The sequence below is a fragment of the Chitinilyticum aquatile DSM 21506 genome (assembly GCF_000430805.1).
Lineage (GTDB): Bacteria > Pseudomonadota > Gammaproteobacteria > Burkholderiales > Chitinibacteraceae > Chitinilyticum > Chitinilyticum aquatile.
The window spans coordinates 266,245-290,757 of sequence record NZ_AUMS01000001.1; the positions used below are offsets into that span (position 1 = coordinate 266,245).

The 24,513-nt window shown below is 56.2% G+C and carries 20 protein-coding genes; 16 read left to right on the forward strand and 4 right to left on the reverse strand.

What is annotated here, in order from left to right; translation table 11 throughout:
- The first annotated feature begins 15 nt into the window (after positions 1 to 15).
- The 12 genes from bamA to H559_RS0101360 all read left to right on the forward strand — a co-directional run bounded on the left by bamA (position 16) and on the right by H559_RS0101360 (position 11,685).
- Positions 16 to 2,301: an outer membrane protein assembly factor BamA gene (gene bamA / locus H559_RS0101305; protein WP_028451194.1), complete on the forward strand. Its 2,286-nt coding sequence runs from the start codon at positions 16 to 18 to the stop codon at positions 2,299 to 2,301.
- 12 nt (positions 2,302 to 2,313) lie between these two features.
- Positions 2,314 to 2,796, forward strand: a complete 483-nt coding sequence (locus H559_RS0101310; RefSeq protein ID WP_028451195.1) for an OmpH/Skp family outer membrane protein — start codon at positions 2,314 to 2,316, stop codon at positions 2,794 to 2,796.
- Positions 2,796 to 3,839, forward strand: coding sequence for a UDP-3-O-(3-hydroxymyristoyl)glucosamine N-acyltransferase (gene lpxD, locus H559_RS0101315; protein WP_028451196.1), 1,044 nt, complete (start codon positions 2,796 to 2,798; stop codon positions 3,837 to 3,839). The genes H559_RS0101310 and lpxD overlap by 1 nt, the downstream gene beginning before the upstream one ends.
- On the forward strand, positions 3,840 to 4,292 hold the full coding sequence (fabZ, locus tag H559_RS0101320) for a 3-hydroxyacyl-ACP dehydratase FabZ (protein WP_245579314.1): 453 nt from the start codon (positions 3,840 to 3,842) through the stop codon (positions 4,290 to 4,292).
- A complete protein-coding gene (lpxA, locus tag H559_RS0101325; RefSeq protein WP_308417164.1) occupies positions 4,279 to 5,109 on the forward strand; it encodes an acyl-ACP--UDP-N-acetylglucosamine O-acyltransferase in 831 nt (276 codons plus the stop codon). Before fabZ ends, lpxA begins: the two co-directional genes overlap by 14 nt.
- Positions 5,110 to 5,111: 2 nt before the next feature.
- Positions 5,112 to 6,284, forward strand: coding sequence for a lipid-A-disaccharide synthase (gene lpxB, locus H559_RS0101330; RefSeq protein WP_034639256.1), 1,173 nt, complete (start codon positions 5,112 to 5,114; stop codon positions 6,282 to 6,284).
- On the forward strand, positions 6,281 to 6,871 hold the full coding sequence (rnhB, locus tag H559_RS0101335) for a ribonuclease HII (RefSeq protein WP_034639258.1): 591 nt from the start codon (positions 6,281 to 6,283) through the stop codon (positions 6,869 to 6,871). Before lpxB ends, rnhB begins: the two co-directional genes overlap by 4 nt.
- Before the next feature lie 111 nt (positions 6,872 to 6,982).
- Complete coding sequence (motA, locus tag H559_RS0101340; protein ID WP_028451201.1) at positions 6,983 to 7,843, forward strand: flagellar motor stator protein MotA; 861 nt, start codon at positions 6,983 to 6,985, stop codon at positions 7,841 to 7,843.
- A gap of 45 nt (positions 7,844 to 7,888) precedes the next feature.
- On the forward strand, positions 7,889 to 8,785 hold the full coding sequence (gene motB, locus H559_RS0101345; RefSeq protein WP_028451202.1) for a flagellar motor protein MotB: 897 nt from the start codon (positions 7,889 to 7,891) through the stop codon (positions 8,783 to 8,785).
- Between the two features lie 2 nt (positions 8,786 to 8,787).
- Positions 8,788 to 9,510: a class I SAM-dependent methyltransferase gene (locus H559_RS0101350; RefSeq protein WP_028451203.1), complete on the forward strand. Its 723-nt coding sequence runs from the start codon at positions 8,788 to 8,790 to the stop codon at positions 9,508 to 9,510.
- Positions 9,511 to 9,512: 2 nt separating this feature from the next.
- The gene (locus tag H559_RS0101355) at positions 9,513 to 10,886 is read left to right on the forward strand and encodes a hypothetical protein (protein WP_028451204.1); all 1,374 of its coding nucleotides are present in this window, start codon (positions 9,513 to 9,515) and stop codon (positions 10,884 to 10,886) included.
- A gap of 4 nt (positions 10,887 to 10,890) precedes the next feature.
- Positions 10,891 to 11,685: a TrmH family RNA methyltransferase gene (locus H559_RS0101360; protein WP_211230870.1), complete on the forward strand. Its 795-nt coding sequence runs from the start codon at positions 10,891 to 10,893 to the stop codon at positions 11,683 to 11,685.
- On the opposite strand, the gene H559_RS18310 is transcribed toward H559_RS0101360, so the two are convergent.
- Genes H559_RS18310 through H559_RS0101375 form a run of 3 tightly spaced genes read right to left on the reverse strand, consistent with a single transcriptional unit; the run spans position 11,673 to position 15,537 of the window.
- Positions 11,673 to 13,634 (reverse strand): transglutaminase TgpA family protein, encoded by a 1,962-nt coding sequence (locus H559_RS18310; protein WP_081412812.1) that lies wholly within the window; start codon positions 13,632 to 13,634, stop codon positions 11,673 to 11,675. The genes H559_RS0101360 and H559_RS18310 overlap by 13 nt on opposite strands.
- On the reverse strand, positions 13,631 to 14,611 hold the full coding sequence (locus H559_RS21220; protein ID WP_162143280.1) for a DUF58 domain-containing protein: 981 nt from the start codon (positions 14,609 to 14,611) through the stop codon (positions 13,631 to 13,633). Before H559_RS21220 ends, H559_RS18310 begins: the two co-directional genes overlap by 4 nt.
- Positions 14,612 to 14,616: 5 nt before the next feature.
- Positions 14,617 to 15,537 carry an AAA family ATPase gene (locus tag H559_RS0101375; RefSeq protein ID WP_034639265.1) on the reverse strand — a complete coding sequence of 307 codons (921 nt, stop codon included), beginning with the start codon at positions 15,535 to 15,537 and terminating at the stop codon, positions 14,617 to 14,619.
- 225 nt (positions 15,538 to 15,762) lie between these two features.
- On the opposite strand from H559_RS0101375, the gene H559_RS0101380 reads away from it, so the two are divergent.
- The 4 genes from H559_RS0101380 to H559_RS0101395 all read left to right on the forward strand — a co-directional run bounded on the left by H559_RS0101380 (position 15,763) and on the right by H559_RS0101395 (position 23,151).
- On the forward strand, positions 15,763 to 16,641 hold the full coding sequence (locus H559_RS0101380; protein WP_034639425.1) for a histone deacetylase family protein: 879 nt from the start codon (positions 15,763 to 15,765) through the stop codon (positions 16,639 to 16,641).
- Between the two features lie 73 nt (positions 16,642 to 16,714).
- The gene (locus H559_RS0101385; RefSeq protein ID WP_028451208.1) at positions 16,715 to 18,466 is read left to right on the forward strand and encodes an autotransporter assembly complex protein TamA; all 1,752 of its coding nucleotides are present in this window, start codon (positions 16,715 to 16,717) and stop codon (positions 18,464 to 18,466) included.
- A complete protein-coding gene (locus H559_RS0101390) occupies positions 18,463 to 22,296 on the forward strand; it encodes a translocation/assembly module TamB domain-containing protein (protein ID WP_028451209.1) in 3,834 nt (1,277 codons plus the stop codon). Before H559_RS0101385 ends, H559_RS0101390 begins: the two co-directional genes overlap by 4 nt.
- Before the next feature lie 96 nt (positions 22,297 to 22,392).
- The gene (locus tag H559_RS0101395; RefSeq protein ID WP_028451210.1) at positions 22,393 to 23,151 is read left to right on the forward strand and encodes an MgtC/SapB family protein; all 759 of its coding nucleotides are present in this window, start codon (positions 22,393 to 22,395) and stop codon (positions 23,149 to 23,151) included.
- On the opposite strand, the gene H559_RS0101400 is transcribed toward H559_RS0101395, so the two are convergent.
- Positions 23,152 to 24,438, reverse strand: a complete 1,287-nt coding sequence (locus tag H559_RS0101400) for a chitinase N-terminal domain-containing protein (protein WP_028451211.1) — start codon at positions 24,436 to 24,438, stop codon at positions 23,152 to 23,154. It lies immediately after the preceding gene.
- Positions 24,439 to 24,513 lie beyond the last annotated feature (75 nt).

Consider the following 24,513-nt stretch of genomic DNA (forward strand, 5'->3'; position numbering starts at 1 on the left):
AGAAGAACCGGAACGATGAAATTAAAACCAATGATCATGCTGCTTGTCGCAGCCCTGGGTACCCCATTTGCTCATGCATTTGAAGCGTTCACCGTCGCGGACATCAAGGTTGAAGGCCTGCAGCGTACTGACCCTGGCACTGTTTTCAATTATCTGCCGGTCAAGGTCGGTGAGAGTTTTGACGATGCCAAGGCCCGCGAATCGATCAAAGTCCTGTTTGGCACAGGCTTTTTCAATGACGTACGCATTGAAACTGACAAAGATACAATCATCATCACGGTTCAGGAGCGGCCGACCGTTGCCCAGATCAATGTGAACGGCGCCAAGTTGCTGGAAAAAGACCAGATCAAGTCTGCCCTCAAAAGTCAGAATCTCGCCGAAGGGCGTATCTTCCAGCAGGATACCCTTGATGCTGCAATCAACGAACTCAAGCAGCAATATTATGCGCGCGGGCGCTACTCGGTATTGATTACGCCCAGCGTCACCAAGCTGGATCGCAATCGCGTCGGCATCGAGCTGAACATTTCCGAGGGCGATGTTGCCCAGATCAAGCAGATCAACATCGTGGGCAGCAAGGTTTTTTCCGAGGATGATCTGATCGGAAAAATGTCGCTGGAAACTTCGGGCTGGATGACTTGGTACACGCGAGCAGACCAGTACTCCAAGCAGAAAATGACTGCTGACCTTGAAAAGCTGAAATCCTTCTATATGGATCGCGGCTATCTTGATTTCGCGATCAACTCGACTCAGGTTTCTCTGGCTGAAGACAAAACCGAGATGTTTCTCACCATCAACATCAGTGAAGGTGAGCGATATACGATCAACTCTCTGAAGTTTGCGGGTGAGTATCCCATCCCCGACGAAGAGCTGCAGCCTCTGCTTGCCATAAACACTGGCGATGTCTTTTCACGTGAAAAAATCAACAAAACTGTTGCCCGGATCAGTGAGATGCTGGGCGAGCAAGGATATGCGTTTGCCAACGTCAACCCGGTCCCGGATGTCGACAAGGAAAAGCACACGGTAGGATTTACTTTCTTCGTTGATCCTGGCAAAAAAACCTATGTCCGCAACATCAATATTTCCGGAAACGCCCTGACCAAGGATGAAGTGATCCGGCGAGAATTGCGACAAATTGAATCGGCACAGTTTGACCTCGGCAAGATAAAGCGCTCCAAGGAGCGTCTGCAGCAGCTTGACTATTTCAGCGAAGTCAATCTTGATACTGCCGTAGTGCCTGATGCAGTGGACCAGGTTGATCTGAACGTGAAGGTGGCGGAAAAGAAAACCGGCAATTTCAACATCGGTGCCGGGTATGGCCAGGACGAAGGCTTTCTTGTGATGGCCAGCCTTTCCCAGAATAACTTCCTCGGAAGCGGCAAACGCGTAACGATCGAGGCGAACACCAGCCAGACCGACCAGAACTATACGTTCAATGTCCTTAATCCATACTTCACGCCGGATGGCGTTTCTTTTGGATGGGGAGTCTACAAACGGTCAACGGACCCTAATGCGAACGACCTGGAGCAGGGCGATTACACTACGGACTCTTTGGGTGGCGGCATTTCCTTTGGCTTGCCGGTAAGCGATTACAACAGTCTGCAATTCCGCTTCGACTATGAAAATCTTGATATCAAGACCAATCAGAACAGCCCGAATCACGTCAATGAATTTGTGAAAAAATGGGGGCCGGACAATCAGACCTACACAGCCTCGCTGAGTTTTGTATCCGACTCGCGCGACTCCGTCATTTATCCCAAGAAAGGCAACATGTTCAAGGTTGCCGCTGATATTGCCATCCCACCGTCGGAAATTGAATACTACAAGGTTAATCTTCAGAATCGTTTCTTCTACTCGCCATTTGAATCTCTGACATTCATGTGGAATTTCGAGCTCGGCTACGCAGATGGATATGGTGACGGTGAGCTGCCATTCTATAAGAACTTCTTCGCAGGTGGTGTCAACTCGGTGCGTGGTTTCAAATCCGGCAGTCTTGGGCCGCAGGACAGCAATGGCGACAGCATGGGGGGTGATCGCCGTTTTGTGAACAACCTGGAGTTCCTTATTCCTGTGCCGGGTATGAAAGATGACCAGTCAATGCGATTGAGTGCATTTGTGGATGCGGGCGGTATTTGGGGGCCGGGCCAAGATCTAGATGGCAATGCAGTGCGCTACTCAACTGGCTTCGGCTTTACATGGGTTTCGCCAATTGGTCCCATCAAACTGATTTATGCTTACCCGCTGAACTCGAAAGACGGTGACAAGACCGAACAATTCCAGTTCCAACTGGGTCAGGTGTTTTAATAGGACAAAGCCATGCGTTTGTTGCTTTCTGCGTTTTTCCTGCTGGTATCCTCTTTCGCATTTGCCGCAGATGTCAAAATCGGGTTTGTCGATACCGAGCGTGTTTTGCGCGAGTCGTCACCTGCGGTACGCGCCGCCAAGCGCCTTGAAAAAGAATTTGATGGCAGAAAGCAGGAGTTGCAGCGTGCTTCTGCCCAAGGCAAGGCACTTCAGGCTGCTCTTGATAAAGGCGGCCTTGCCGAGGCTGACCGCAAGAATAAAGAGCGTGACCTCATCAAGCTGAATCAGGATTTTCAGCGCATGCAGCGCGAATTCAATGAAGATTTGAATGCCCGCCGCAACGAAGAGCTTGCGGGAATGCAGGAGCGAGTCAACGCAGTGATCCGGCAGATTGCAGAAGCCGAAAAATTCGACGTCATCCTGCAGGATGCGGTGTATCGCAATCCAAAGCTGGATATTACCGACAAGATCATCAAGATGCTGGCTGACAAGTAATGGGGACGAAATCATTCTCAGCGCATGAACTGGTCAGCAGACTTGGCGGTGAACTCTGTGGCGAAGATGTTCAGGTTTCCGGTTGTGCTCCGCTTGCTGAAGCAGCAACGGGTGACGTTACTTTTCTGGTTTCTGCCAAATACAGACAACAGCTGGCATCAAGCCGACCCTCGCTGCTGATTGTGCGCGCACAGGATTCCGGGCTATTTGACGGCACCAGGATCATCTTTCCGGATCCGCAGCTCTATTTTGCAAGAATATTGCAGCTTTTCCATCCCGCAGAACCGGTAGTTCCAGGTGTCCACCCGACAGCAGTAATCGAGCCTGGAGCAAAAATTGATCCTTCCGCGCAAATTGAAGCGTTTGCGCATATCCAGCGTGATGCAGTCATCGGCGCCGATTGTGTCATTGGCTCCGGGAGCTCGATTGGTCCGGGGACCACAATCGGAAGCAATGTCCGGCTTTATCCGAGGGTGGTAATTTATGCAAATTGCGTAATCGGCAATCGCTGCATCATCCATTCAGGTGCCATTATCGGCTCGGATGGTTTTGGGAACGCTTGGGCAGGCGATCATTGGGAAAAAATCCCGCAAATCGGTCGCGTTGTAATTGGCGATGACGTCGAGATCGGTGCGAACGCAACCATAGACCGCGGCGCCGCAAGTGACACGATCATCAATGCGGGAGCCAGAATCGATAACCTGGTCCAGATTGCGCACAATGTGGTGATCGGGGCGCACACCGCCATTGCTGCCTGCGTTGGTATTGCCGGGTCTACCGAAATCGGCGCGAACTGTCTGATCGGTGGAGGGTGCAAAATCAGCGGCCACCTGCAAATCACCGACAGGGTCACCCTGCTGGGCGGCTCAGGGGTCGGCTCCAACATCAAGGAGCCCGGGGTTTATGCCAGCGGTCTTCCATCAATCCCGCATGCGAACTGGTTGCGCAACACGGTGCACTGGCGAAATCTGGATGATATTGCCAAACGCCTGAAGAAAATTGAAAAGTCGTTGAACGACGATAATGAGTCTGGGAGTGAATAAATGACACCAATGGATATTCGCACGATCATGGCGCATTTGCCGCATCGCTATCCTTTTTTGCTGATTGACCGGGTTACTGACCTCGAAGTAGGCAAGTCGATCCGTGGCTTGAAGAACGTCACCATCAACGAGCCGTTTTTCCAGGGACACTTTCCATCCTATCCGGTCATGCCAGGAGTGCTTATTCTTGAAGCGCTGGCTCAGGCTGCAGGGGTACTGACCTTCAAGAGCATCGAACCTGCGCCCTCTCCCAATACCATCCTGTTTTATGCGGGCATTGATAATGCGCGCTTCAAGCGTCAGGTCGTGCCGGGTGATCAACTGATCCTGGAGGCTGAAATCGTGGCCAGCAAACGCGGTATCTGGAAATACACCGCCCGAGCCCTGGTGGACGGTGACATTGCCGCAGAAGCCGATCTGATGTGCGCGCAGCGGGAAGTTGATCTGGCTTGATCGACACAATGAGCATCGAAAAATAACCGGCTTAGCTATGACAACAATGATTCATCCTACTGCCATTGTCAGCTCCAGCGCAGAGCTGGGTGATAATGTGCAGATTGGGCCGTATGCCATTATTGGCGACCATGTCCGGATCGGATCGGGCAGCCGGGTCGGTGCGCATGCCGTTATCGATGGCCACACCAGCTTGGGTGAGAATAATGTTATCCATGCCCACGCCTCGATCGGCTGTGCGCCGCAGGACAAAAAGTACCGCAATGAACCGACCCGTCTGACCATTGGGGATGGCAACACGTTTTTCCAGAGCGTCACTGTCGCAGTGGGAACAGCGCAAGATGAAGGCTTGACCAGCATTGGTGACGACAACTGGCTGATGGCTTATGCACACATCGGGCACGATTGTCGTATTGGCAGCCATACCATTTTCGCCAATAGCGCCACTCTGGGCGGACACGTTCATGTGCACGACTATGCAATTCTTGGCGGTCTGAGCGCCGTACATCAATTCTGTGTGATTGGCGCGCACGCAATGGCCGGCGGCGGCTCGATCATCGTGCAGGATTTGCCCCCCTTTACCATCTGCGAGGGCAACCGGGCCATCGCGCGCGGGATTAATAGCGAAGGCTTGAAGCGGCGGGGTTACTCGGCAGAGCAGATCCTCGCCATCAAGCGTGCCTATAAGCTGCTGTATCGTGCTGGCGTGAGCTATGACGAAGCCGTAGCCAGTATCCGGGAAGCGGCACTCAGTGAGAGCGCATTGCAGCCCTTTATTGATTTCTTTGCCCTGTCCTCCAGGGGTATCCTTCGCTAGCCATGCAGCATCAAAAGCCTCGGGCCAATACTGGTCCACGTATCGCCATTGTGGCAGGCGAAGCCTCGGGTGATCTGCTGGGAGCGGCCCTGATCAATGCCTTGCGGGTTCGCTATCCCGATGCCGAGTTTTATGGTGTCGCCGGCCCGAAAATGCAGGCAGCAGGAGCTCGCACCATTGCCCCCATGTCGACCTTGGCCGTAGGCGGAGTTGTAGAGGTCCTGCGACATTTGCCCAGCCTGCTCAAGCTCCGCAAAGCGCTGCTCAAACTCTGCATGAATGAGCGGCCGGATGTCTTCATCGGGATTGATGCGCCAGATTTCAATCTGGGTATCGAAAGGAAACTGAAGCAAGCCGGCATCCTGACCATCCATTATGTCAGCCCTTCGATTTGGGCATGGCGCCCGCAGCGCATCAAGGGCATCCGCGCAGCCGTAAACCACATGCTGCTAATTCTGCCTTTCGAGCAGGCCATCTATGATCAGGCAGGTGTGCCGGCGACCTATGTGGGTCACCCGCTGGCCGATCAGATTCCGCTTGTCATCAATAAGAATGCATACCGGGAACAATTGCAGCTCGCAGAAGCGGCAAGGGTAATCGCCATCCTGCCCGGCAGCCGCATGCGTGAACTCGAGGCCTTGTCTGCCCTTATGGTAGAAACCGCGCACCTGCTGGCCAAGCATGATCCAAACCTGATTTTCCTTGTACCCCTCATTTCCCGTGAGACCCGTACCCGTTTCGAAAAAGAAATCTGGGCACAAAATGCGCAGGCACTGAATTGGCGCCTGATGTTCGGCCATTCCCATGAAGCAATGGCCGCTGCTGATGTCGTCCTGCAGGCATCCGGAACTGCAGTCCTCGAAGCCATGCTGGTGAAACGCCCGGCTGTAGTCACTTATCGCGTCTCGCCGCTCACCTACCGCATGATTCGTGGCAAATTCATTCTGCCATATGCCAGCCTGCCCAATATCATTGCTGGCCGCTACGTCGTCCCGGAATTCTTGCAAAATGAAGCAACAGCAATCAACTTGTGTCAGGCGGTATTGAACTACCTGAACAACAAGTCACTGACAATCGATCTGGAAAGCCTGTTCACCGCCGAACACCAGCGCCTGCAATGTTCGGCTGCCGAGCGGGCGGCAGAGGCTGTTGCAAAAGTGCTGCAATCCGTATGAACCACGGTCTTGCTATCTGCGGCGTTGATGAGGCGGGCAGGGGGCCTCTGGTTGGTGCAGTGTTTGCTGCTGCCGTCATTTTGCCCGAGCACTTTGATCTGCCCGGGTTGACCGACTCCAAAAAATTGACCGAGAAAAAACGGGAAGCGCTATTCCCACTGATTCAGCAAACAGCACTGGCATGGGCCATCAGTGAGGCGAGTGCGGCAGAGATTGACCGGCTTAATATTCTGCAGGCCACCATGCTGGCCATGCAGCGAGCTGTACAGCAACTTACTGTTCCTGTGGATGAAATCCTGATCGATGGCAACCGTATTCCTTCCGGCCTGTCTGCCCCAGCTCGCGCTATTGTCAAAGGTGACGCCCTGATTCCAGCGATTTCGGCTGCCTCGATACTGGCCAAGGTTGCGCGAGATCGTTCCATGCACGAATTGCATAGCCGCCACCCGGAATACGGCTTCGATGAACACAAGGGGTATCCTACGGCACGCCATTTGGCCGCCTTGGCAATGCATGGCCCGCTGGAGGATCATCGCCGCAGCTTCGGTCCCGTCAGGCAATACACGCTCCAGTCCAGTCTCTGGTAAGCTGGAGAGGTTGTCGCACGTGAACTTAGCTTCTACTATCCGTAGAGACTCCATCTTTATCTGACGCTTCCGTTTTCTCAGCGTGAATATTCGAAAAGGAATTCTGGACACATGTTTGTCATCGTTGGCTACGTTTTCATGTGTGTCTGCATTTTGGGTGCGTACGCTTGGCACGGCGGTCACTTGGGAGTGCTATGGCAGCCGAGCGAAATTGTCATCATTTTCGGCGGTGCGCTGGGCGGGATGATTGCCGGCTACGGGGGCAAGCCTCTGAAGGCAACCATCAAAGCACTGCCAAGCATCTTCAAAGGAAGTGCCTACACCAAAGCGTTCTACATGGATCTTTTTGCCTGCTTGTTCGAACTGCTGTCCAAGGTTCGCAAGGAGGGTCTGATGTCCATAGAAAATGACGTGGAAGACCCGCACTCAAGCCCGATTTTCTCGAAGTATCCCGGTATTTCCAAAGACCATCATGTCGTCGAGTTCATCACCGATTATTTGCGGCTGATGGTCGGTGGCAACCTGAATGCATTCGAGATCGAGAACCTGATGGATGTGGAGCTTGAAACCCACCATCATGAAGCTGAGTTGCCAGCAACAGCAATTACCAAGCTGGCGGATGGCTTGCCGGCTTTTGGTATTGTCGCGGCAGTAATGGGCGTTGTGCATACGATGGGTTCGCTGCACTTGCCACCCAGTGAGCTGGGCAAACTGATCGGGGCGGCGCTCGTAGGGACGTTCATGGGTATCTGGCTCGCCTATGGTTTTGTCGGCCCGCTGGGTACATTGCTGGAGACCAAGGCAAAGGAATCATCACAGGTTTTCCAAACCATCAAAGTGACCCTGCTGGCCAGTCTGAATGGTTACGCACCTCAAATTGCGGTCGAATTCGGCCGCAAGGCGCTTGACTCATCCGAGCGTCCGAGCTTCCAGGAGCTGGAAGAATTCGTGAAAAGCGCAAAAAACAAATAAAAGTCCCCACGACAATCACGGCTAGTCAGTATTTTCGAGAGCATCATGAGCGACGACTCCCAACGTCCTATCGTTGTAAAAAAAATCAAGAAAGGCGGCCATGGTCACCATGGTGGCGCATGGAAAATTGCCTATGCAGACTTTGTAACGGCCATGATGGCCTTCTTCCTGCTGATGTGGCTCTTGGGGTCGGTCTCCAAAGGAAATTTAAAAGGGATTTCGGATTACTTTTCCAACCCGTTGAAGGTTGCTAATGCCGGCGGTTCCGGAGCTGGCGATGCAGAATCGATCATCCAGGGGGGAGGGCAGGACCTGACCAAACAGGCCGGACAAGTCAAGAAAGGCGAGGTCCCCCCGCAGGAAGAATCCGCCAAAGACCGGAAGCGGCTGTCAGAGCTGAAAAAGCGCTTTGAGGCCATGATGGATGACAAAAGCCAGACCAATACCAAGCTCAAGCAGTTCAAAAGCCAGTTGAAGCTCGATATGGTTGCCGAAGGTTTGCGCATTCAGATTGTCGATGAGCAGAATCGACCGATGTTCAAATCCGGCAGTTCCGAACTTGAGCCATATGCAAGAGAGATCCTGCACGAAGTCGCAGCCTTGCTGAATGAAGTGCCAAATGCGCTTTCCCTGTCCGGCCATACTGATGGCACACCTTTTTCCGGAGGGGCCGCAGGCTTCAGTAACTGGGAGCTCTCGGCCGAGCGTGCGAATGCATCACGTCGTGAATTGATCACTGGCGGCATGGCTGATGCAAAGGTTCTCCGGGTTAACGGCTTCGGCGACAAGGTACCCCTGAACGTCGAAAATATTTACGATCCGGTCAATCGGCGCATCAGCATTGTTGTACTCAATCGTGAAGCCGAACAGGATATCAAGGAGCAGGCAGGAAAAAGTAAAGCTGAAGCCGAAGCTTCTGCTCCCGTGACAGCCACTCCCTGACCATGCCCGACAAAATGGCGCAAGTGCCACGCTTCCTGATTCTACTGGCTATGGCCTGTGCGATCTGGAGAGTACTCAGCGTCACTCTGGAGCCACTTCCTGCCGCCTTTGCTGCGGGAGGGGGGGCTGCGATCGCCGCAGTGTTCTGGCATGACGGACGATGGTGGATTCCAATTCATGCACTGTTTTTGCCAGCATTGCTTCTCTTGCTGCAAGCGGATGTTCCAGCTTATTGGTATTTGATCATTCTTGTCGTGCTCTGGCTTTTTTCAGGACAGGCGGTCAGGCAACGGGTTCCGTTATACACCAGTGGTCAGGGCGCGTTGCGCGCATTGTGTGAGCTGCTGCCGCATGGGTCCCGGTTTATCGATGTCGGAGCAGGGACAGGTACTGTTTTACAGGCGCTGGCGCGTTCAAGGCCGGACCTGATCTTGGCCGGAACGGAACTGGCATGGTTCCCTTGGCTAATAGGTAGTGTACGCATGCGTGGGTGCCGGGAATGGTACAGACAGGATTACCGGAAGATGGATTTCGCCTGCTACGATTGTGTCTATGCTTTTCTTTCCCCCGAGCCAATGCCGGAACTGTGGAGCAAGGCCAAGCGCGAAATGCGGCCGGGCAGCCTTTTCATCAGCAATTCGTTTCCGGTTCCCGGTGTTGAGCCTGATGAAATGATTGACTATGGCGACTGGAAAGGTGGCCAGCTCTTGCTTTGGCGGATGTAGGCATGCAGACATCTAACTGGATCAAATACTGGCAGCAGCATGCCTTGCCGATTCTGCAAGAAAGTAAGGTACAGCTACAGCAAATGCTGCGGCGCACCGACTCCTTGCGGCCGACAGATATTGAGGCGCTGGTGTGGAATGATCCGCTTCTGACAGCTCAGGTGCTGCGGTTTATCAACCAGCGCAAGCGCGGGGCCATGGCGTCTGATGTGGTTGCAATTGAGCACATCGTAATGATGATGGGGGTTGCCCCTTTTCTGGAACGATGCAGTCATTTGCCGACGGTCGAGCAATATCTGCTCCCTGCTGATCCGCAAGCCTATCAGCAGCTATTGCAGTTACTGGCAAGGGCGAGGTTCTCGCGTGCACTATCACTTGATCTGAGCACTATACGCAATGACGCGTATCCGGAAGAATTGCAGGCTGCGGCATTGCTTGCCGTGGTTCCGGACATGCTGCATCTTCTGGGCTCCCACTTGCCGGAAAAAGCACCGGCAGCTGATAGAACTACGATAGGGGCTCTGATTGCCGCCTGGCAGCTACCTGATGCTCTGACTCAGTTGCTGGGTGGAAATGAAGTTCCCAGCGTGCGGGTTGCCTTGCAAAGCAGCATTGTCCGTTTGTGCTCGCTACTTGAGCAGGGCTGGTGGCTGGATGACATATCCACGCAACTCGAAACCATTGCAGGTGCTCTGGGCATTGGGCTGGATCACGTTTGGGATCGCGTCAGCAAGCAAATGCTCCGGCAGGCGCGACGATGGCCATATGTTCAAATCGTGCCAGCAGCCACCTGGCTCGCCATGCAGCCTGGTGACTGGCCAGTACCTTCCAAGGTGCAGACAGATGCCCGCGAACTGCTGACTGAAAAGATGGTGCCTAATGTGCTGAGCGAGCGCATGCAGGCCTTGCACTTGGCAGGCAAGCAGGGGGCACCAACCAATCAGATCATGGCTTTGGCTGTTCGGGCCTTGGCGGAAGGATTGGGGATGCAGCGGATTGCGTTTACGCTGGTACAGCCCGTTGAGCAGGTACTGCGCACCCGTTATGTGCATGGTGTGGTGGCGAATGATGGTTTGCGTAGCTTGTGCATCAATCTGGAACAGCCCAGTCTTTTCTCGCAGTTGCTGCAAAAACCACAAAGTGTTTGGCTTAACATTGATAGCCGCAAGCGCTTTGCCAACCATCTGCCAGAAACCTTTCTGGCGTGTGCCGCTGATAATTGTTTCCTTATGTCGATTTTTGTCGGCAGCAAGCCCTTGGGCCTGATTTATGCTGACAGGCATGGGCAGCAGGAACCCGGTGATGATCACTATAACCACTTCAAACAAATCTGCATGCTGACTAGTCGTGCGCTAACCCATTATTCACAGCGCTGAAACCGTGACAACCCTTATTCAATCGGCACAGAATCCAACCTACAAGCAGGCTCTCAAACTGGCCAGCAATCGACGCGAACGCCTTAAATTGCAGCAAACCCTGCTTGATGGATCGCACCTGCTTTCCAGCTGGCTCGATGCGGGGCAGCAGCCTGTACGGGTATTCATTACCGCAAGTAGTCTGAACAATCCGGAAATCAGCACTTTGCTGCAACGCTGCTCGGCCCCACTTTGCCTACTGGATGAAACGCTATTCAGCACCTTGAGCGAGCTGCCCAGCGCAACGGGTGTGCTTTCCCAAGTCACTATCCCCGAGAAAAATGCGGCGTTGCAGCGCGGATTTTGTATTGCCCTGGATGGCATACAGGATCCCGGAAATGTCGGCAGCATTCTGCGCTCGGCTGCTGCAGCCGGGGTTGATCAGGTATGGTTGTCCCCCGCTTGTGCGGATGTGTGGTCGCCGAAGGTCTTGCGCGCAGGAATGGGGGCTCATGCCGTTCTGGATCTGGTCGAGCGATGCGAGCTCTTAGAGGGCTGCAGGTCCTTTCAGGGCAGGGTCGCTGCCACACTGCTTGATGCCGCCGTGGGGCTGTATGACGCCGATTGGCAAGGAGATGTCGTTCTAGTCATGGGTTCTGAAGGGGCAGGGGTTTCTCCAGAGGTCGCTGCACTGGCTACCTTGCGAGTTCGCATTCCCATGGCGGCAGGGATTGAATCACTGAATGTAGCGGCTGCCGCCGCGATCTGCATGTTCGAGCGTGTTCGCCAGCATGGTCTGGGAACGGGTCAGCGCCGGTAAGGCATCCGGCGGAGCCGCCGCAGCTGTTCCGCCATATTGGCCAGAAGTTCTTCATCAGCTCCCTTGCCATACCGGCACTCTATATATCCATCAATGAATTGCCTTATATGCCTACCCGCCTCTGGCCATGTCTCGATGGCTCGTTGGGCAAACGCATCCGGACCTTCATTAGGGTGTCGTGCAAGGCATTTTTTGGCAAGAATCTTGCAAAATTCAACATACAGCAGTATCTCACGGCTGACTTTGATATTCGCTTTCTTTTGCCAAACGACCGAGGCATAAGCAAAAAAGAGTAATAGAGATAAGCCACCAACTAGGATTAGCAGAAACTGCCAGGATACGATATCCGGTATTTGCATTCTTCGCAGCAAATCCAGTTGGCGTTTGGCATCATATTCGACCACCCAGCGATTCCACAGATACATCAGCGCATCATTCTGCATCCGCAGGCTTTTCAGCCAGCTACTGTCACTTTGCAGCATGAGGGGAAGCGGTGTACCGGAGGGCAAGCTTTCTGCCAGACCTGAGTCAATGCGCGCCGGAGCAATAATTGCAGTTGGATCAACCCGCTGCCACCCTTCGTCAGCCAGCCAGACTTCGACCCAAGCATGAGCATCCGCCTGTCTGATTATGTAATAATTTCCCGTTTCATTGCGTTCGCCACCTTGATAACCGGTGATGATCCGTGCGGGAACCCCGGCTGCGCGCATCAGAACGGCAAAACTGCCCGCATAATGTTCGCAAAATCCGCGCTTGCTCTCGAAAAGGAACTCATCGATTGAATCCTGGCTCGTCAGTAAAGGAGGACTCAATGTGTAGCGAAAATTACCTGATTTCAGCCATTGCAATGCAGCGAGAACACGTTGGCGAGGCGGGAGTTTTTGCAAGGTTCTGGCGTATTCCCTTGTGCGGGGATTGCCAGCCTGGGGCAACTGCAATTGCTCCGCCGGATAGCCCAATTCGACAGTTCGCCACTGCAAGCTGGAGCGCAGGGAATACACAGTCCGAACCGCAATATTCTGCTCGGACAGTATCTGGCCGGCACTGGAAATGCGGGCACCTTGCGGGATGGTCACGGGCAAGTCAAGAGCCAGCATCCAGCGTTGCTGATGTGGCTCAAGGGTAATCGTGTAATCGACAGGGTAACTCAGCGGCTGCAGAGACTGGTTGTTGGCACTGGCCAGATCCGGTTCGGCGCCCAGCCAGCGGCGGCCATCAAATTGACCAAAAACCGGTCCACGCCAATACATGGCATTGCGATCGGGGGGACTACCAGAAAACTCGGCACGAAATGCCACACTTTCATCCAGAGCCAGCTTGCTGATGCTGCCGGGGTCGAGAGCCTTGTCGGACAGACCGCTGGACGCCTGTGATTCGGCAGGAACCCGCCAGAGTGGAGATGGCAGCCGAGGAAAAAGCACGAAAAGCAGCAAGGCGATGGGTAATGCCTCCAGCAGCATGCGGATAACTGTTTTTCCCTGACTCCTGAAATACCCGGACGGATGTTCAATCCTCATGCCACACAGGGTAATGGCTGCAATGCCAGCCAGAGCCGACAGCATCATCAGTGGATTTTGATCATGCAGAAACTGTGTGCCGGTACAGAACAAGGCAAGCAGTATCAACTGCCGGCCATCACGGCGTGTGCGGGATTCGAACAGCTTGAAACAGAACAGACTGATAAGAATGGCCAGCCCGCCATCGCGGCCAAGCAGGGTATTGAATTCAAAATACACAATCCACGCAGATAGACCTGCCAGCAACCAGATCCAGATACGAGGTAATAGAGGCTTCTTTTGCCAGGCCCGCCATAAATAGCAGAGCAAAACGACAGGCAAGAAAATGCTGAACCAGCTTGCAAAGTTGATCAGGTGTGGCGTCACCACGATCAGGGCCATAATATCCAGTTCAAGCCGCTGGCCGCAGGTTAGCGTCGGACTTGCTGTCATGACATGTCCATGTTGAACAGAGCCAGCCGTGCCAGGCAGGCGTCACGATGCCCAATACCTCCCCCCGGACCCAGATGACATCCGGGAAGGTGCAGGGCATACAGGAGTCCCTGTTGTTCTGCGGCCAGTATCCAGGCACAGAGCCTGGATAGTCGCAGCTCAGGGTCAAGCTGCAGAAGATTGTCCCAGCTCAGAATCAACTGCTCTCCAGCAGGTGCTTCGAGCAATTTGCTGCTGAGTTGCTCGCTGCGAGCACTCTGTTTCCAGGCTATGTGATGTGCCACGTCCCCAATCTGATATGGGCGCAAACCGCTGATTTCTTCGCTGCCTCTGATGGTCTGATTTCCGTTGAATTCAGCGCCGATTTGCACTGGAAGAGGCGGTGCAGCAATTTCTGGTTGGGGATAGATCAGCGTCTGCCCAAATAGCTCGGCATATCCCCAGCAATGAAACCAGCCCATTGGCGCAGTACTGCTGATCTTGCAGCGAGGCAGCTGCAGTGTGCCTCGCCGTTCAGCCTTGACAGGCACAAGCAACTGGGCAGTCTGTCCGGCAGGCAATTCGAGCAAGTCAGCCTGTTCATCCTGCCCCAGGGCTCCGACATGCAATTGTAGACAACCACGATTCTGGTGTTTTTGTATCCTGAGCCTGAAAAATGCCGTTTCACCTTTGAATACCGGTGATGTGGGCAATATCTCGATATGTATCGTGTTCAGATTCAGAAATGATCGCAATAAGATCGAATGTGCGATACCCATCGTCATGAAGGCCAAAAAATAAAAAAGATTGATCTGGTAGTTAAGTGCACCTATCAGTAGTGCAAGAACCAGCACGACCACTCCGAATCCGTACATGGTCGGAATGATGTAGATGCGTTTCCGGGTGAGTGTCATTGCCGTTTCAGTGGGAGCCGGGCTGTTGAGTCCTTCTCGCCGCCAGCGTAATGAAGTGCGCAGGCGATTGTAAAAATCGGGCATGGGCATCACGGTACGGCAACGCGCTGCAATAACTGTTCAGCCACGCCATGAGCCGGCTGCCCGGTAGTCCGTAGAAGCATGCGATGGTTGGCAACACCGGGGAAAACCTGCTGAACGTCTTCGGGTAATACCAGGTCGCGACCGTACTGCCAGGCGTAGGCACGTGCGACATTCAACAGCCCCAGAGCTGCTCGCGGCGACAACCCGTATGCAACGTCCTGGAGCTGCCGGGTTGCAGCGACGAGCGCCTGGATGTAATCCAGCAATGCTGCACTGGCATGAACCTGGCGGACAGCCTGCTGTGCATTTGCCAACTCGGCCGGTGATACAACCGATGCCAGTGAATGCAGTGCCTCGCGTCGACTGATGCCCTGGAGTAACTGGCGTTCGGCCGCCGCATCCGGATAGCCCAGTTCGACACGAATCAGGAAGCGATCCAGCTGGGACTCGGGGAGCGGGTATGTTCCGATCTGCTGCAGCGGATTTTGTGTGGCGATGACAAAAAAAGGCTGTGGCAGTTCATGTGTGGAACCATCAACACTGACCTGATGTTCTTCCATTGCTTCCAGTAGCGCGGATTGCGTTTTTGGGGACGCCCGGTTGATTTCATCAGCCAGAAGAAGTTGCGAGAAAAGTGGCCCGGGATGGAAGCGGAAGTGTTCGCTACTACGCTCGTAGACTGTCACGCCGATCAGGTCGGCAGGCAGCATGTCGCTGGTAAATTGCACACGCCTGAATTCCAGCCCACAGCATTGGGCCAATGCATGGGCAAGGGTGGTTTTCCCAACCCCGGGCAGCCCTTCAATCAGCAGATGTCCGCGAGCAAGAAGGCATGCTTGTGCCAGCTGCAATAAGTCACGCTTGCCTAGAATAATGGTGTCAAGAGTGTCCAGGGTGCGTTGAAAAGCCTGCTGCAGCGGGGTCATTGTACGTCCCTGAATTATTACCTTCCCTAACAATTGCATGTGCTGGCTGGCTTGTCACTCCAAGAATCGGGTTTGCCAGTCGGGCAGGCTCGGGCGTAGACTTATTTGTAACACAGTGCAATAAAAACAATTCCAAATCCGCAGGAGAACATGGTGTCTGAATGGTCTGGCCAAGCCAGTGGGGCAACCGCTTATATTTCGCATTCATCCTGTTCTATGCATGACATGGGCAAGGGGCATCCGGAGTGTCCGGAGCGGCTGGCTGCAATCCAGGACAGGCTGATTGCGGCGGGTCTGTGGGATTACCTGCTGCATGTTGATGCGCCACCAGCCCTGCGTGAGCAGATTGAACGTGTGCACTGTGCCGATTATCTTGATGACCTGGCCAGGCGCAGTCCTGCGGTGGGTACAGTGCAGCTTGATCCCGATACGGCCATCAATGCCTACACCTTGCGTGCGGCATATCATGCGGCAGGAGCCGGCATCAAGGCGGTAGATCTAATTATGAGCGGCAGAGCCCAGAATGCATTCTGTGCAATCCGCCCGCCAGGGCATCATGCCGAGCGAGCTCGCTCGATGGGATTCTGTTTTTTCAATAATGTTGCGGTTGCCGCTCAGCACGCGATGGATGCATATGGCTTGGAGCGCGTCGCAATCATCGATTTCGATGTTCATCACGGCAACGGCACTGAAGACATCTGGGCCGGTGATCCGCGCGTGCTGATGGTCGGCATTTTCCAGCACCCATTCTATCCCTACAGCGGCGACATCCCCAAGGGTAGCAATATGCACAATGTTCCCTTGCCCAGGGCCAGCACCGGTCAGCAGTTCCGTGAAGCAGTCTGCGAGCAATGGCTACCACGACTGAATGAGTTTGCTCCAGAAATGCTGTTCATTTCGGCAGGATTTGATGCCCACCTTGAAGATGACATGGGGTCGCTGGGCCTGGTCGAGGCTGATTACGCCTGGGTGACGCGCCAATTGATGAAGGTGGCCGAAGTCCATTCCTCGCGCCGTATCGTGTCGATGCTGGAGGGCGGCTACGAGTTGTCTGCACTGGGGCGCAGTGTCGCCGAACATGTGCGCGTGCTGACCGGTGAATAAAGCCATTCTGCCTGTTCTGTTCCTGCCAGCTATCCGGTAAAGTGGCGTTCTGCCTGGATTTGAAGCTTCACGGATGCTCAACGCGTACCCTTTCCTTGGACTGGCCTGCCTGTCAGCTGTCTGCTGTGCTGCCGAAGCACCAGCGACTGTTCTCCATTACCGGGTGCAGATCGTCGCGCCCGGCGATCTGCGTGATCTGCTTGAAAAGCATCTTGATCTGGTCAAATGGCAGGGTGATCCGCGACTGACACAGGAACAGCTTGAGCGCCTGATTGCCACTGCACCGGAAGGCGCTGCAGCCCTGCTGGCAACCGAAGGCTATTTCACGCCGGATATTCGGGTGAATCAGCAAGGTACGCCGGACAAACCGGAAATCATCCTCAGTGTCGAGCCGGGGCGCCCCGTACTGGTCAGCAAGATCGACGTGCAGTTGCAGGGAGCGATTACCGAGCAGGCCGAGCAGGAATCCCGCCTGAACGAGCGCATCGAATCGGGATGGGCGCTGGAAACCGGTCAGCGCTTCCAGCAATCACTGTGGGACCAGAGCAAGCGGATTGCACTGGACCGCCTGCTTGCCCGTGACTATCCGACTGCCCGCATTGTGGCCAGCCAGGCATTGATCGATCCCGAATCTGCCACTGCACAACTGAGTCTTACGCTCGATAGCGGTCCGGCCTACACTTACGGCCCCCTCAGAATTGAAGGATTGCAGCGCTATCCGGAAAAGATGGTCCGCAACCATGTCAAGTTCGCTGAAGGCGACAGCTATCGCAGACGCCAGATGCTGAACCTGCAGACCGATCTGCAGAATCTGCCCCAATTCTCCTCCGTGCTGGTTGAGCCCGATTTTGCCGATGAGTCTCCCTTTAACGCGCCTGTGACAGTACGGGTTGTCGAGGCTCCGCTGCACAAAGTTGGCCTGGGGGCCGGTTATTCAACCAATACCGGCCTGCGAACGACACTGGATTACCGCTACCTGAACCTGTTCGGCGAAGGTCTGACTTTTTCTTCCAAATTCAACCTAGAGCAGAAAGAGCAGACAATCGACGTCAATATTCTCTTTCCGCGCGATCCGCGCGGTTATGACTTTGCGAGTTATGTCAACCTGAAGAAAAATGACATCGCGGGTCTGGAAACTACCAGTTACACCGTCGGCACCAGCCGGATGAAGCAGGAATTCAGACTGGAGCGGACCATGGTGCTGGAATACCAGACCGAAGATCGTTCCAGCACTGGCATCAGCCAGAATCCGCAGGCGCTGACCTTCAATTACATCCTGAAGAGCCGGGAAATCGACAGTATCCGCGACCCGCGCGATGGTTTGCTTGCACAGGTCGAAATCGGCGGCGCCACCGAAGCCTTGCTGTCCGACACCAGTTTTCTTCGGGTATACGGACGGGGCATCCAATATCTGAAAATGCCCGGCAATGGCGTCGTCATCGGCCGCCTGGAGCTGGGGCAGACCTTTGCCAGCAACGAAAGTACCGTGCCGACCAACTGGCTTTTCCGGGCGGGGGGGACAAACAGTGTACGTGGTTATGGCTACCAGACACTGGGCATCCAGGGGAATGGGGCAACCTTGCCCGGTCAGGTGCTGGCCACGGCATCGCTGGAAATTCAGCAGCCCGTCTACAAGGACTGGCGTGCCGCTGTTTTTGTCGATTACGGCGGCGCCGAGAAAAACTGGAGCAGCCTTGATCCGGTGACGGGAACAGGGATCGGCGCACGCTGGATCAGTCCGGCCGGCTCGCTGGGGGCCGATATTGCCTACGGCATCGATGCACGACAGTGGCGGCTTAGCCTGGCACTGGGGCTGGCCTTATGAGCGAGGCAGCGGTTACCGTTGTGAATCGCCTCAAGCCGGCACGCTGGCGGCGTGTCCTGCGCTGGGTGGTGTGGGGCGCACTGGCATTGGTACTGCTCCCCGTGCTGCTGCTCACGCTGGGACTTGCCTGGCTGGATTCGGATGCAGGCAAGGCATGGCTGCTTGGCCAGATCAATCGGAGTGGCGTGCTGAGGGTGGAGCGGATCGACGGTTCATTCTGGTCGCAGTTCGATCTGTCGGGCGTGCGAGTCGAGACAGGCAGCGAGACTCTGGCCGTTGATCATGCCCGCATGAAATGGGTGCCATACACGCTATTGCTGCGGCGTTTGGATATTGAAAACCTGCAGCTGGGCACGCTCAGTTATCAGGCCAAGCCCCTGCCGCCGGCAAAACCTGCCTCACCACCGCCACAAAGCCTGACCCTGCCCTTTACCCTGCAGATCGACCAGTTCTCGCTGGCCCAATTCCGTTCCGGCAAGGAGACGCTGTTCTCCGGCTTGTCGGGCAGCCTGTCGAGCAGCGGAAGGCAGCATCAGCTGAATCTGAAAAACCTGACGCTGCCACAAGGTGACATTACGGGTGTAGCCAATCTGGATGGGCGTCAACCTTTCCAGCTGAACAGCAGGCTTGTTTTTGATGGCAAGGTCGAAGGTCGGGCGGTAAAAGGGCACGTCCGGGCCGACGGGCCGCTGCGTAAACTCGGTCTTGCACTACAGGTGGATGGTGAAGACCTGCGCGCCAGTGCCGGGCTGACCATCGATGCCTTTGCCGAACATGGCTACCAGATTCTCAAGGCGGGCCAGGTCGAGCTGCGCGGCATCAATCCGCAAGCCTTTGCCGCGACACTCCCATCAGCTCGCCTGGATGTGCATTTGCGGCTCACACCGCAAGGACCTGGCAGGGCCGTCGGTGATCTGGCGGTGAAGAATGCGGATGCCGGTACGCTGGATGCAGGAAAAATTCCGGTTAAAAACCTCAATACCCAGCTGGAGTATGCAAATGAAGCCCTTCATTTAAAAAGGCTGCATCTGGATACCCTTGGTAGTGGCCGCATTACCGGTGATGCCGGACTGACTGCCGGTGCCATGAAGCTGACGCTGGGAATCGCGGATCTTGATCCGGCCAGCCTGTGGTCGCGGCAGCCGCGCGCGGCGCTGTCTGGCGAACTGCAACTCGATGGCCCCTGGCTTGCTCCCGACATCAAGCTGGATATCCGTGACCGCCTGCGCAAGGTGGAGGCCAGAACCGACCTGGGCTGGATTCATCCCGAGCGCGAACGCCGCATCGAAGTCCGCTCGCTGTTGCTGCAGCAGGGCAAGAGCCTGATTAATGCCAAGGGCAGCGTAGCCCTCGAGAAAAAGTACGACTTCAGCCTCGAGGCCGAATTCAAGGATTTCAATCCGTCTGACTGGGCGGCAGTGCCGGCAGGGCAGATTGCCGGCATGATCAAGGCGGATGGCCAGATCGAGCCTTCGCCGCAGGCCACAATTGAATATCGCCTGCAAGCCAGCCGCTTCAACGGTAGTGCGCTGGCTGGCGAAGGCCGGCTGCAGCTGCAGGCTGACCGGCTCCAGCAGGCAGATGCCTGGCTCTCGCTGGGCAGCAACCGTCTCGGAGCCAAGGGCGCACTGGGCAATCCGGCCGATCAGCTGCTGCTTGATCTTGACCTGCCCGCACTACAGCAGCTGGGACCCGGCTTTAGCGGCCGCATCGCCGGCACGGTGAATCTGCAGGGGCAGTGGCGCAATCCGCGCACGACGCTCCAGCTGGAAGCAGCCGGACTTGCCGCTCCCGGAGGTGTCCGCATCGCCCAAGCCAGGCTGGCTGGCAGCCTGCAGCCCGACCTGAATAGCCCTTTCGATCTGAACGCCAGGCTTGCCGGCGTCGAGGCCGGAGCGAACCGGCTGGACCAGCTGGATCTGGCCATCAATGGAACCCGTGCCCAGCATGCCGGCACCTTGCAGGCCAGCATGAACTACGCCGGAGCTCCGGCAAGCGTTCAGGCGGGGTTTTCCGGCGGGCTGGATGCGCAGTGGGTCTGGCAGGGCCAGCTTGCCAAGCTGGATGGTGAATGGCGACAGCCCATCCATCTGGCAGCACCGGTCCCGCTGAAGGTGGGTGCAGGGCAGGCACACATCGGCGCCTTGAATCTTGCTTATGGTCGCAGCCAGCTGAACATGGCCTATTTCAACTGGGACGGCCAATCCTGGGAAAGTTCCGGCCAACTGCCGCAGCTCCATGCGGGTGAATTGCTGGCCTTGTTGCCGCAAAAATCGCTGTCTGGCGACCTGCAGCTTGGCGCGCAGTGGCAGCTCGCATACCGTAATGTGCTGAATGGCAGCCTGACGGTCGAGCGGCAGCGTGGCGACCTGGTCTGGCGCTCAGCCACCCCGGGCAGCAAGGCAGAGCCGCTGCGTCTGGAGGCGGCAAAACTGAGTCTGCGCAGCGATGCGAGCAAGCTCGCGCTGAGTGGCATGCTGCAATCGGCTTTCGGACAGGCTGAATTGCGTGGGCAGGCGACATTCGATCCTGCTACAGGCATCGCCACTGCGGCACCGCTGCAGCTTGGTGTGCAGGGCCGCATACCCGATCTGGCGCCACTTGCTGCACTCGCCGGGGGCGACCTGCGCCTCAACGGCCAGTTGCAGTTCGACATCACCCGCAGTGGCACCTTGCAGGCAGCAAGTTACGCCGGCCACGTCAATGGCAAGCAGCTGGCAGTCAGCGACCCGGCGCTCGGTGTCCAGCTCAGGGAAGGCGTGATGGACTTGCAGCTGGCTGATCGCAAGATCCAGCTCAGCAAGCTGCATTTCCAAGGGGGTAAGGGAACGCTGGACGGAGCAGGTGTCATCGCACTCGATGCCGCAGACCAGCTCGCAGCGACGGCCGAATTGAAACTGAATCAGTTTACGCTTGTCAGCAAGGCAGACATGCTGCTGGTGGCTTCGGGGCAGGGCCAGATCCGGGTTGCCGACGGCACTCTGCAGATCAATGGCGCGTTCAAGGCCGATCAGGGCGACATCCAGTACGTTGACAATGAAGTGCCAAAACTTTCAGATGACGTGGTCATCGTCGGGCGAGCCCCCAAGCAGGAAGGCAATCTGATGAAAATGGCATTGCAGCTGGATCTCGATCTGGGCAAGGATTTCCGCGTGCGCGGCTACGGGCTGGATGCCACACTTGCCGGACAGTTGCGCCTGCGCGCCCAGCCCGGCAAGCCACTGGCCGGCTCTGGCACGCTTTCGGTCGAAGAAGGCGGGCAATTCCGTGCCTACGGGCAAAAGCTCGATATCGATCGCGGGATTCTTTCCTTCCAGGGACCGCTGGACAATCCCGGGCTGGATATTCTGGCGGTTCGTCGGAACCAGCAGGTGGAGGCTGGCGTGAAAGTTACCGGCTCGGCACGCAGTCCTCGAGTCAGCCTGTATTCCGAACCCACCGTATCCGATACGGAAAAACTGTCCTGGCTGATGTTCGGCCATGGCTCGGATTCGATGGACAAATCCGATAGCGCGCTCTTGCTGCAGATGCTCAACAGCATGGCAGGGGATGGACTTGGCAAGGGCTTGACCGATGAAATCCTCGACAAGGTCGGTATCGATGAAGTGGGCTATCGCACCGAGAAAAACGAGGACGGCACCAGCACGCAGATCGTTTCGGTCAGCAAGCAGCTGAACCGGAATTTGCGCATGTCTCTGGAGAAAAGCATCGATGGCCTGTCGGATGCGGTGAAGTTCTCCTTTAACCTCACGCGTGGCTGGTCGCTGGTAACCCGCATCGGCTTCGACAAGAGCTCCGTCGATGCCTACTACTCGTTCAGTTTTGACTGAATGCAAAGCGTTGCTCTGGGGAATGCTGTGGCAGCCAGCGTTTCAGGGGGCTAGTCTGAAAGGACAGGCAGCATTGCTTGCTGCAGGGGAGCCCCAATGCTTGATTCCAGCCAGCTTGCTTCGTACTGGTCACCAGCCGAACTATCCTCCAACGTTGTGATGGGACTGCACCTGCTGGGCGCCATGGTGCTCGGCTTACTGCTGGGCTACGAGCGCAGCTACCGGGGGCGCGCGGCCGGCATGCGCACCTATGGCCTGGTTTGCATGGCATCGACCGCGCTCGTCGTGGCACTGGGCTATCCGCAGCTCTGGTTTGGCGGTCAGCTGGCTGCAGCAGGCCATGGTCAGGCCTCGTTCGGTGACCCGACGCGCGTGATCCAGGGGATCGTCAGTGGTCTTGGCTTTCTGTGTGCGGGCGTCATCATGCGCGAAGGGTTCAACATCAGCGGGCTGACCACAGCAGCGTCGATCTGGTGTTCCGCCGCGATCGGCATCCTGATCGGACTGGGTTTTTATCTGGCCGGCATGCTGCTCACGCTACTGTGCGTGGTGTGCATGATGTGGGGCGGACGGCTGGAGTCCTGGCTGCCATCACGGCCAGCGATTGCCGTTACATTGCGCTTCAATCTGGATGCCTGCGTATCGGAAAACAAGCTGCGCGACTTTGCCCGTGCCCATGGATACGAAGTGGCGAGTGGCAGCATCAGCATCGAAGTGCGCGAGCGCATGCAGGAATGGCACTTTGTCTGTGTGGCGCTCAACAAGCGGGCCGGCACGCCGCTGGGCTACCTGGCGCAGGTGCTGCCTCATTTTGACGGCTTGCTTGAATACCGGCTGGGTCATGCCCGCAACTGATTAATTTTTCGCTGGGGGGAGGCTGACGCTGCGTGCGGTACTGTAAAGGCAGTCAGTCGCGGAAGTACACACCTCGACCTGTACGCTGGCTGGCGTCTGGGCCACGGGCAGGCGCAATTCGCCGCAATAGCTCGCGGCCGATACACCGGGGCGGGCGCGGTCAGCACTCTGGCAGGCACGGATCGAATGCTGCCAGGCACCGAGCTCTGGTGGAGTGACAATTTCACTGCCGGTTTCACCATTGAGCAGTCGCCATTGCACCGGGGCGGTCTTGAGGCGGTATTGCGGAATCGTCCATAACAGCAGCATGCTGTCGGGCGTGCCGCGCTCGATGGTCAGTACAGGGCGAATTTCCTCTTCGCTGGGCAGCAGCACTTCCAGTGTGGCGGGCTGACTTTCCGCGCACAGCAGCTGGTTGCATAGACGCACGCTCAGCTGATGTTTGCCGGGCTGCATGCCCAGTATCTGCATGCTGCCGGCCTGGCTGTTGGGCGCATTTTCCGTGAAGACGCGGGATTCGCTACTGACTTTGCCGTCCAGCACCACCTGCCAGTAACTGCCGGGATTACCCCACCAGACGTGCCATTCCAGCAGGAAGGCTTCTCCGGTATTGATCTGGGGGAACCAGCCGAGTTCGGGAACAGCGGGCAAGCCCTGCCGTTCGTCACCGATTTCGCTGACTGCCGCGCCAACCCAGGTGGCGGTCGACGCAGCTGTGCAGACGGGCTGGCCAGCCTTGCTTGTATTGCAGAGACGGATTTCCAGTTCATGCCGGCCATCGGCGAGATTATTGAGCGTCTGGACACCGCTTTGCACCGACAGTGCATCAATGACAAAGCTGTCCTCGTTCTGGCGCAGCTTGCTGGCAAGATCGCGCTGCACAAATTGCCGGCTGCGCAGCAGCAGTTCCTGGTTGTCCCAGATTTCCCAGTATTCGGCGGGCGTGCCGTAGCCAATATCCCAGGCAATGGTAGCACTGCGGCCATCCAGTTTTTCCGGCAGCGGCTCCAGTACAGGGCGCATGGGGGCTTCCAGCGTTTCCGGGCCGAATGATTCGCTGAATGAGGCCTGGGGCAGGGGGACGATTTCGGGGGCATTGCCGCCGCGCGCGGGCGGCGGTGCGATCAGTACGCAATCCAGCAGGCCATTTCTGGTCGGTGTGCAGAGCCGGTCGCCCAGTTTTTCCGCTTCCGCCGGCGTCATCAGCGCCGCCTGCGCCTGCGGCAATGCTGAGGCTCCCAGCATCAGGCTGGCAGCAGACAGGATGACGCGCAGCGATTGACTCATGCAGAGGCTCCACAGGCAGTGTATCGGCAGAGGAAGTGGCGGAATGAATCAGCCCATTATAGGGGCGGAACACGC

What these genes read in the sequence shown, in the direction of transcription:
- bamA (WP_028451194.1), top strand. Translation starts at nt 16, where the DNA reads ATGAAATTAAAACCAATGATCATGCTGCTTGTCGCAGCCCTGGGTACC.
- H559_RS0101310 (WP_028451195.1), top strand. Translation starts at nt 2,314, where the DNA reads ATGCGTTTGTTGCTTTCTGCGTTTTTCCTGCTGGTATCCTCTTTCGCA.
- lpxD (WP_028451196.1), top strand. Translation starts at nt 2,796, where the DNA reads ATGGGGACGAAATCATTCTCAGCGCATGAACTGGTCAGCAGACTTGGC.
- fabZ (WP_245579314.1), top strand. Translation starts at nt 3,840, where the DNA reads ATGACACCAATGGATATTCGCACGATCATGGCGCATTTGCCGCATCGC.
- lpxB (WP_034639256.1), top strand. Translation starts at nt 5,112, where the DNA reads ATGCAGCATCAAAAGCCTCGGGCCAATACTGGTCCACGTATCGCCATT.
- rnhB (WP_034639258.1), top strand. Translation starts at nt 6,281, where the DNA reads ATGAACCACGGTCTTGCTATCTGCGGCGTTGATGAGGCGGGCAGGGGG.
- motA (WP_028451201.1), top strand. Translation starts at nt 6,983, where the DNA reads ATGTTTGTCATCGTTGGCTACGTTTTCATGTGTGTCTGCATTTTGGGT.
- motB (WP_028451202.1), top strand. Translation starts at nt 7,889, where the DNA reads ATGAGCGACGACTCCCAACGTCCTATCGTTGTAAAAAAAATCAAGAAA.
- H559_RS0101350 (WP_028451203.1), top strand. Translation starts at nt 8,788, where the DNA reads ATGCCCGACAAAATGGCGCAAGTGCCACGCTTCCTGATTCTACTGGCT.
- H559_RS0101355 (WP_028451204.1), top strand. Translation starts at nt 9,513, where the DNA reads ATGCAGACATCTAACTGGATCAAATACTGGCAGCAGCATGCCTTGCCG.
- H559_RS18310 (WP_081412812.1), bottom strand. Translation starts at nt 13,634, where the DNA reads ATGACAGCAAGTCCGACGCTAACCTGCGGCCAGCGGCTTGAACTGGAT.
- H559_RS21220 (WP_162143280.1), bottom strand. Translation starts at nt 14,611, where the DNA reads ATGCCCGATTTTTACAATCGCCTGCGCACTTCATTACGCTGGCGGCGA.
- H559_RS0101375 (WP_034639265.1), bottom strand. Translation starts at nt 15,537, where the DNA reads ATGACCCCGCTGCAGCAGGCTTTTCAACGCACCCTGGACACTCTTGAC.
- H559_RS0101380 (WP_034639425.1), top strand. Translation starts at nt 15,763, where the DNA reads ATGGGCAAGGGGCATCCGGAGTGTCCGGAGCGGCTGGCTGCAATCCAG.
- H559_RS0101385 (WP_028451208.1), top strand. Translation starts at nt 16,715, where the DNA reads ATGCTCAACGCGTACCCTTTCCTTGGACTGGCCTGCCTGTCAGCTGTC.
- H559_RS0101390 (WP_028451209.1), top strand. Translation starts at nt 18,463, where the DNA reads ATGAGCGAGGCAGCGGTTACCGTTGTGAATCGCCTCAAGCCGGCACGC.
- H559_RS0101395 (WP_028451210.1), top strand. Translation starts at nt 22,393, where the DNA reads ATGCTTGATTCCAGCCAGCTTGCTTCGTACTGGTCACCAGCCGAACTA.
- H559_RS0101400 (WP_028451211.1), bottom strand. Translation starts at nt 24,438, where the DNA reads ATGAGTCAATCGCTGCGCGTCATCCTGTCTGCTGCCAGCCTGATGCTG.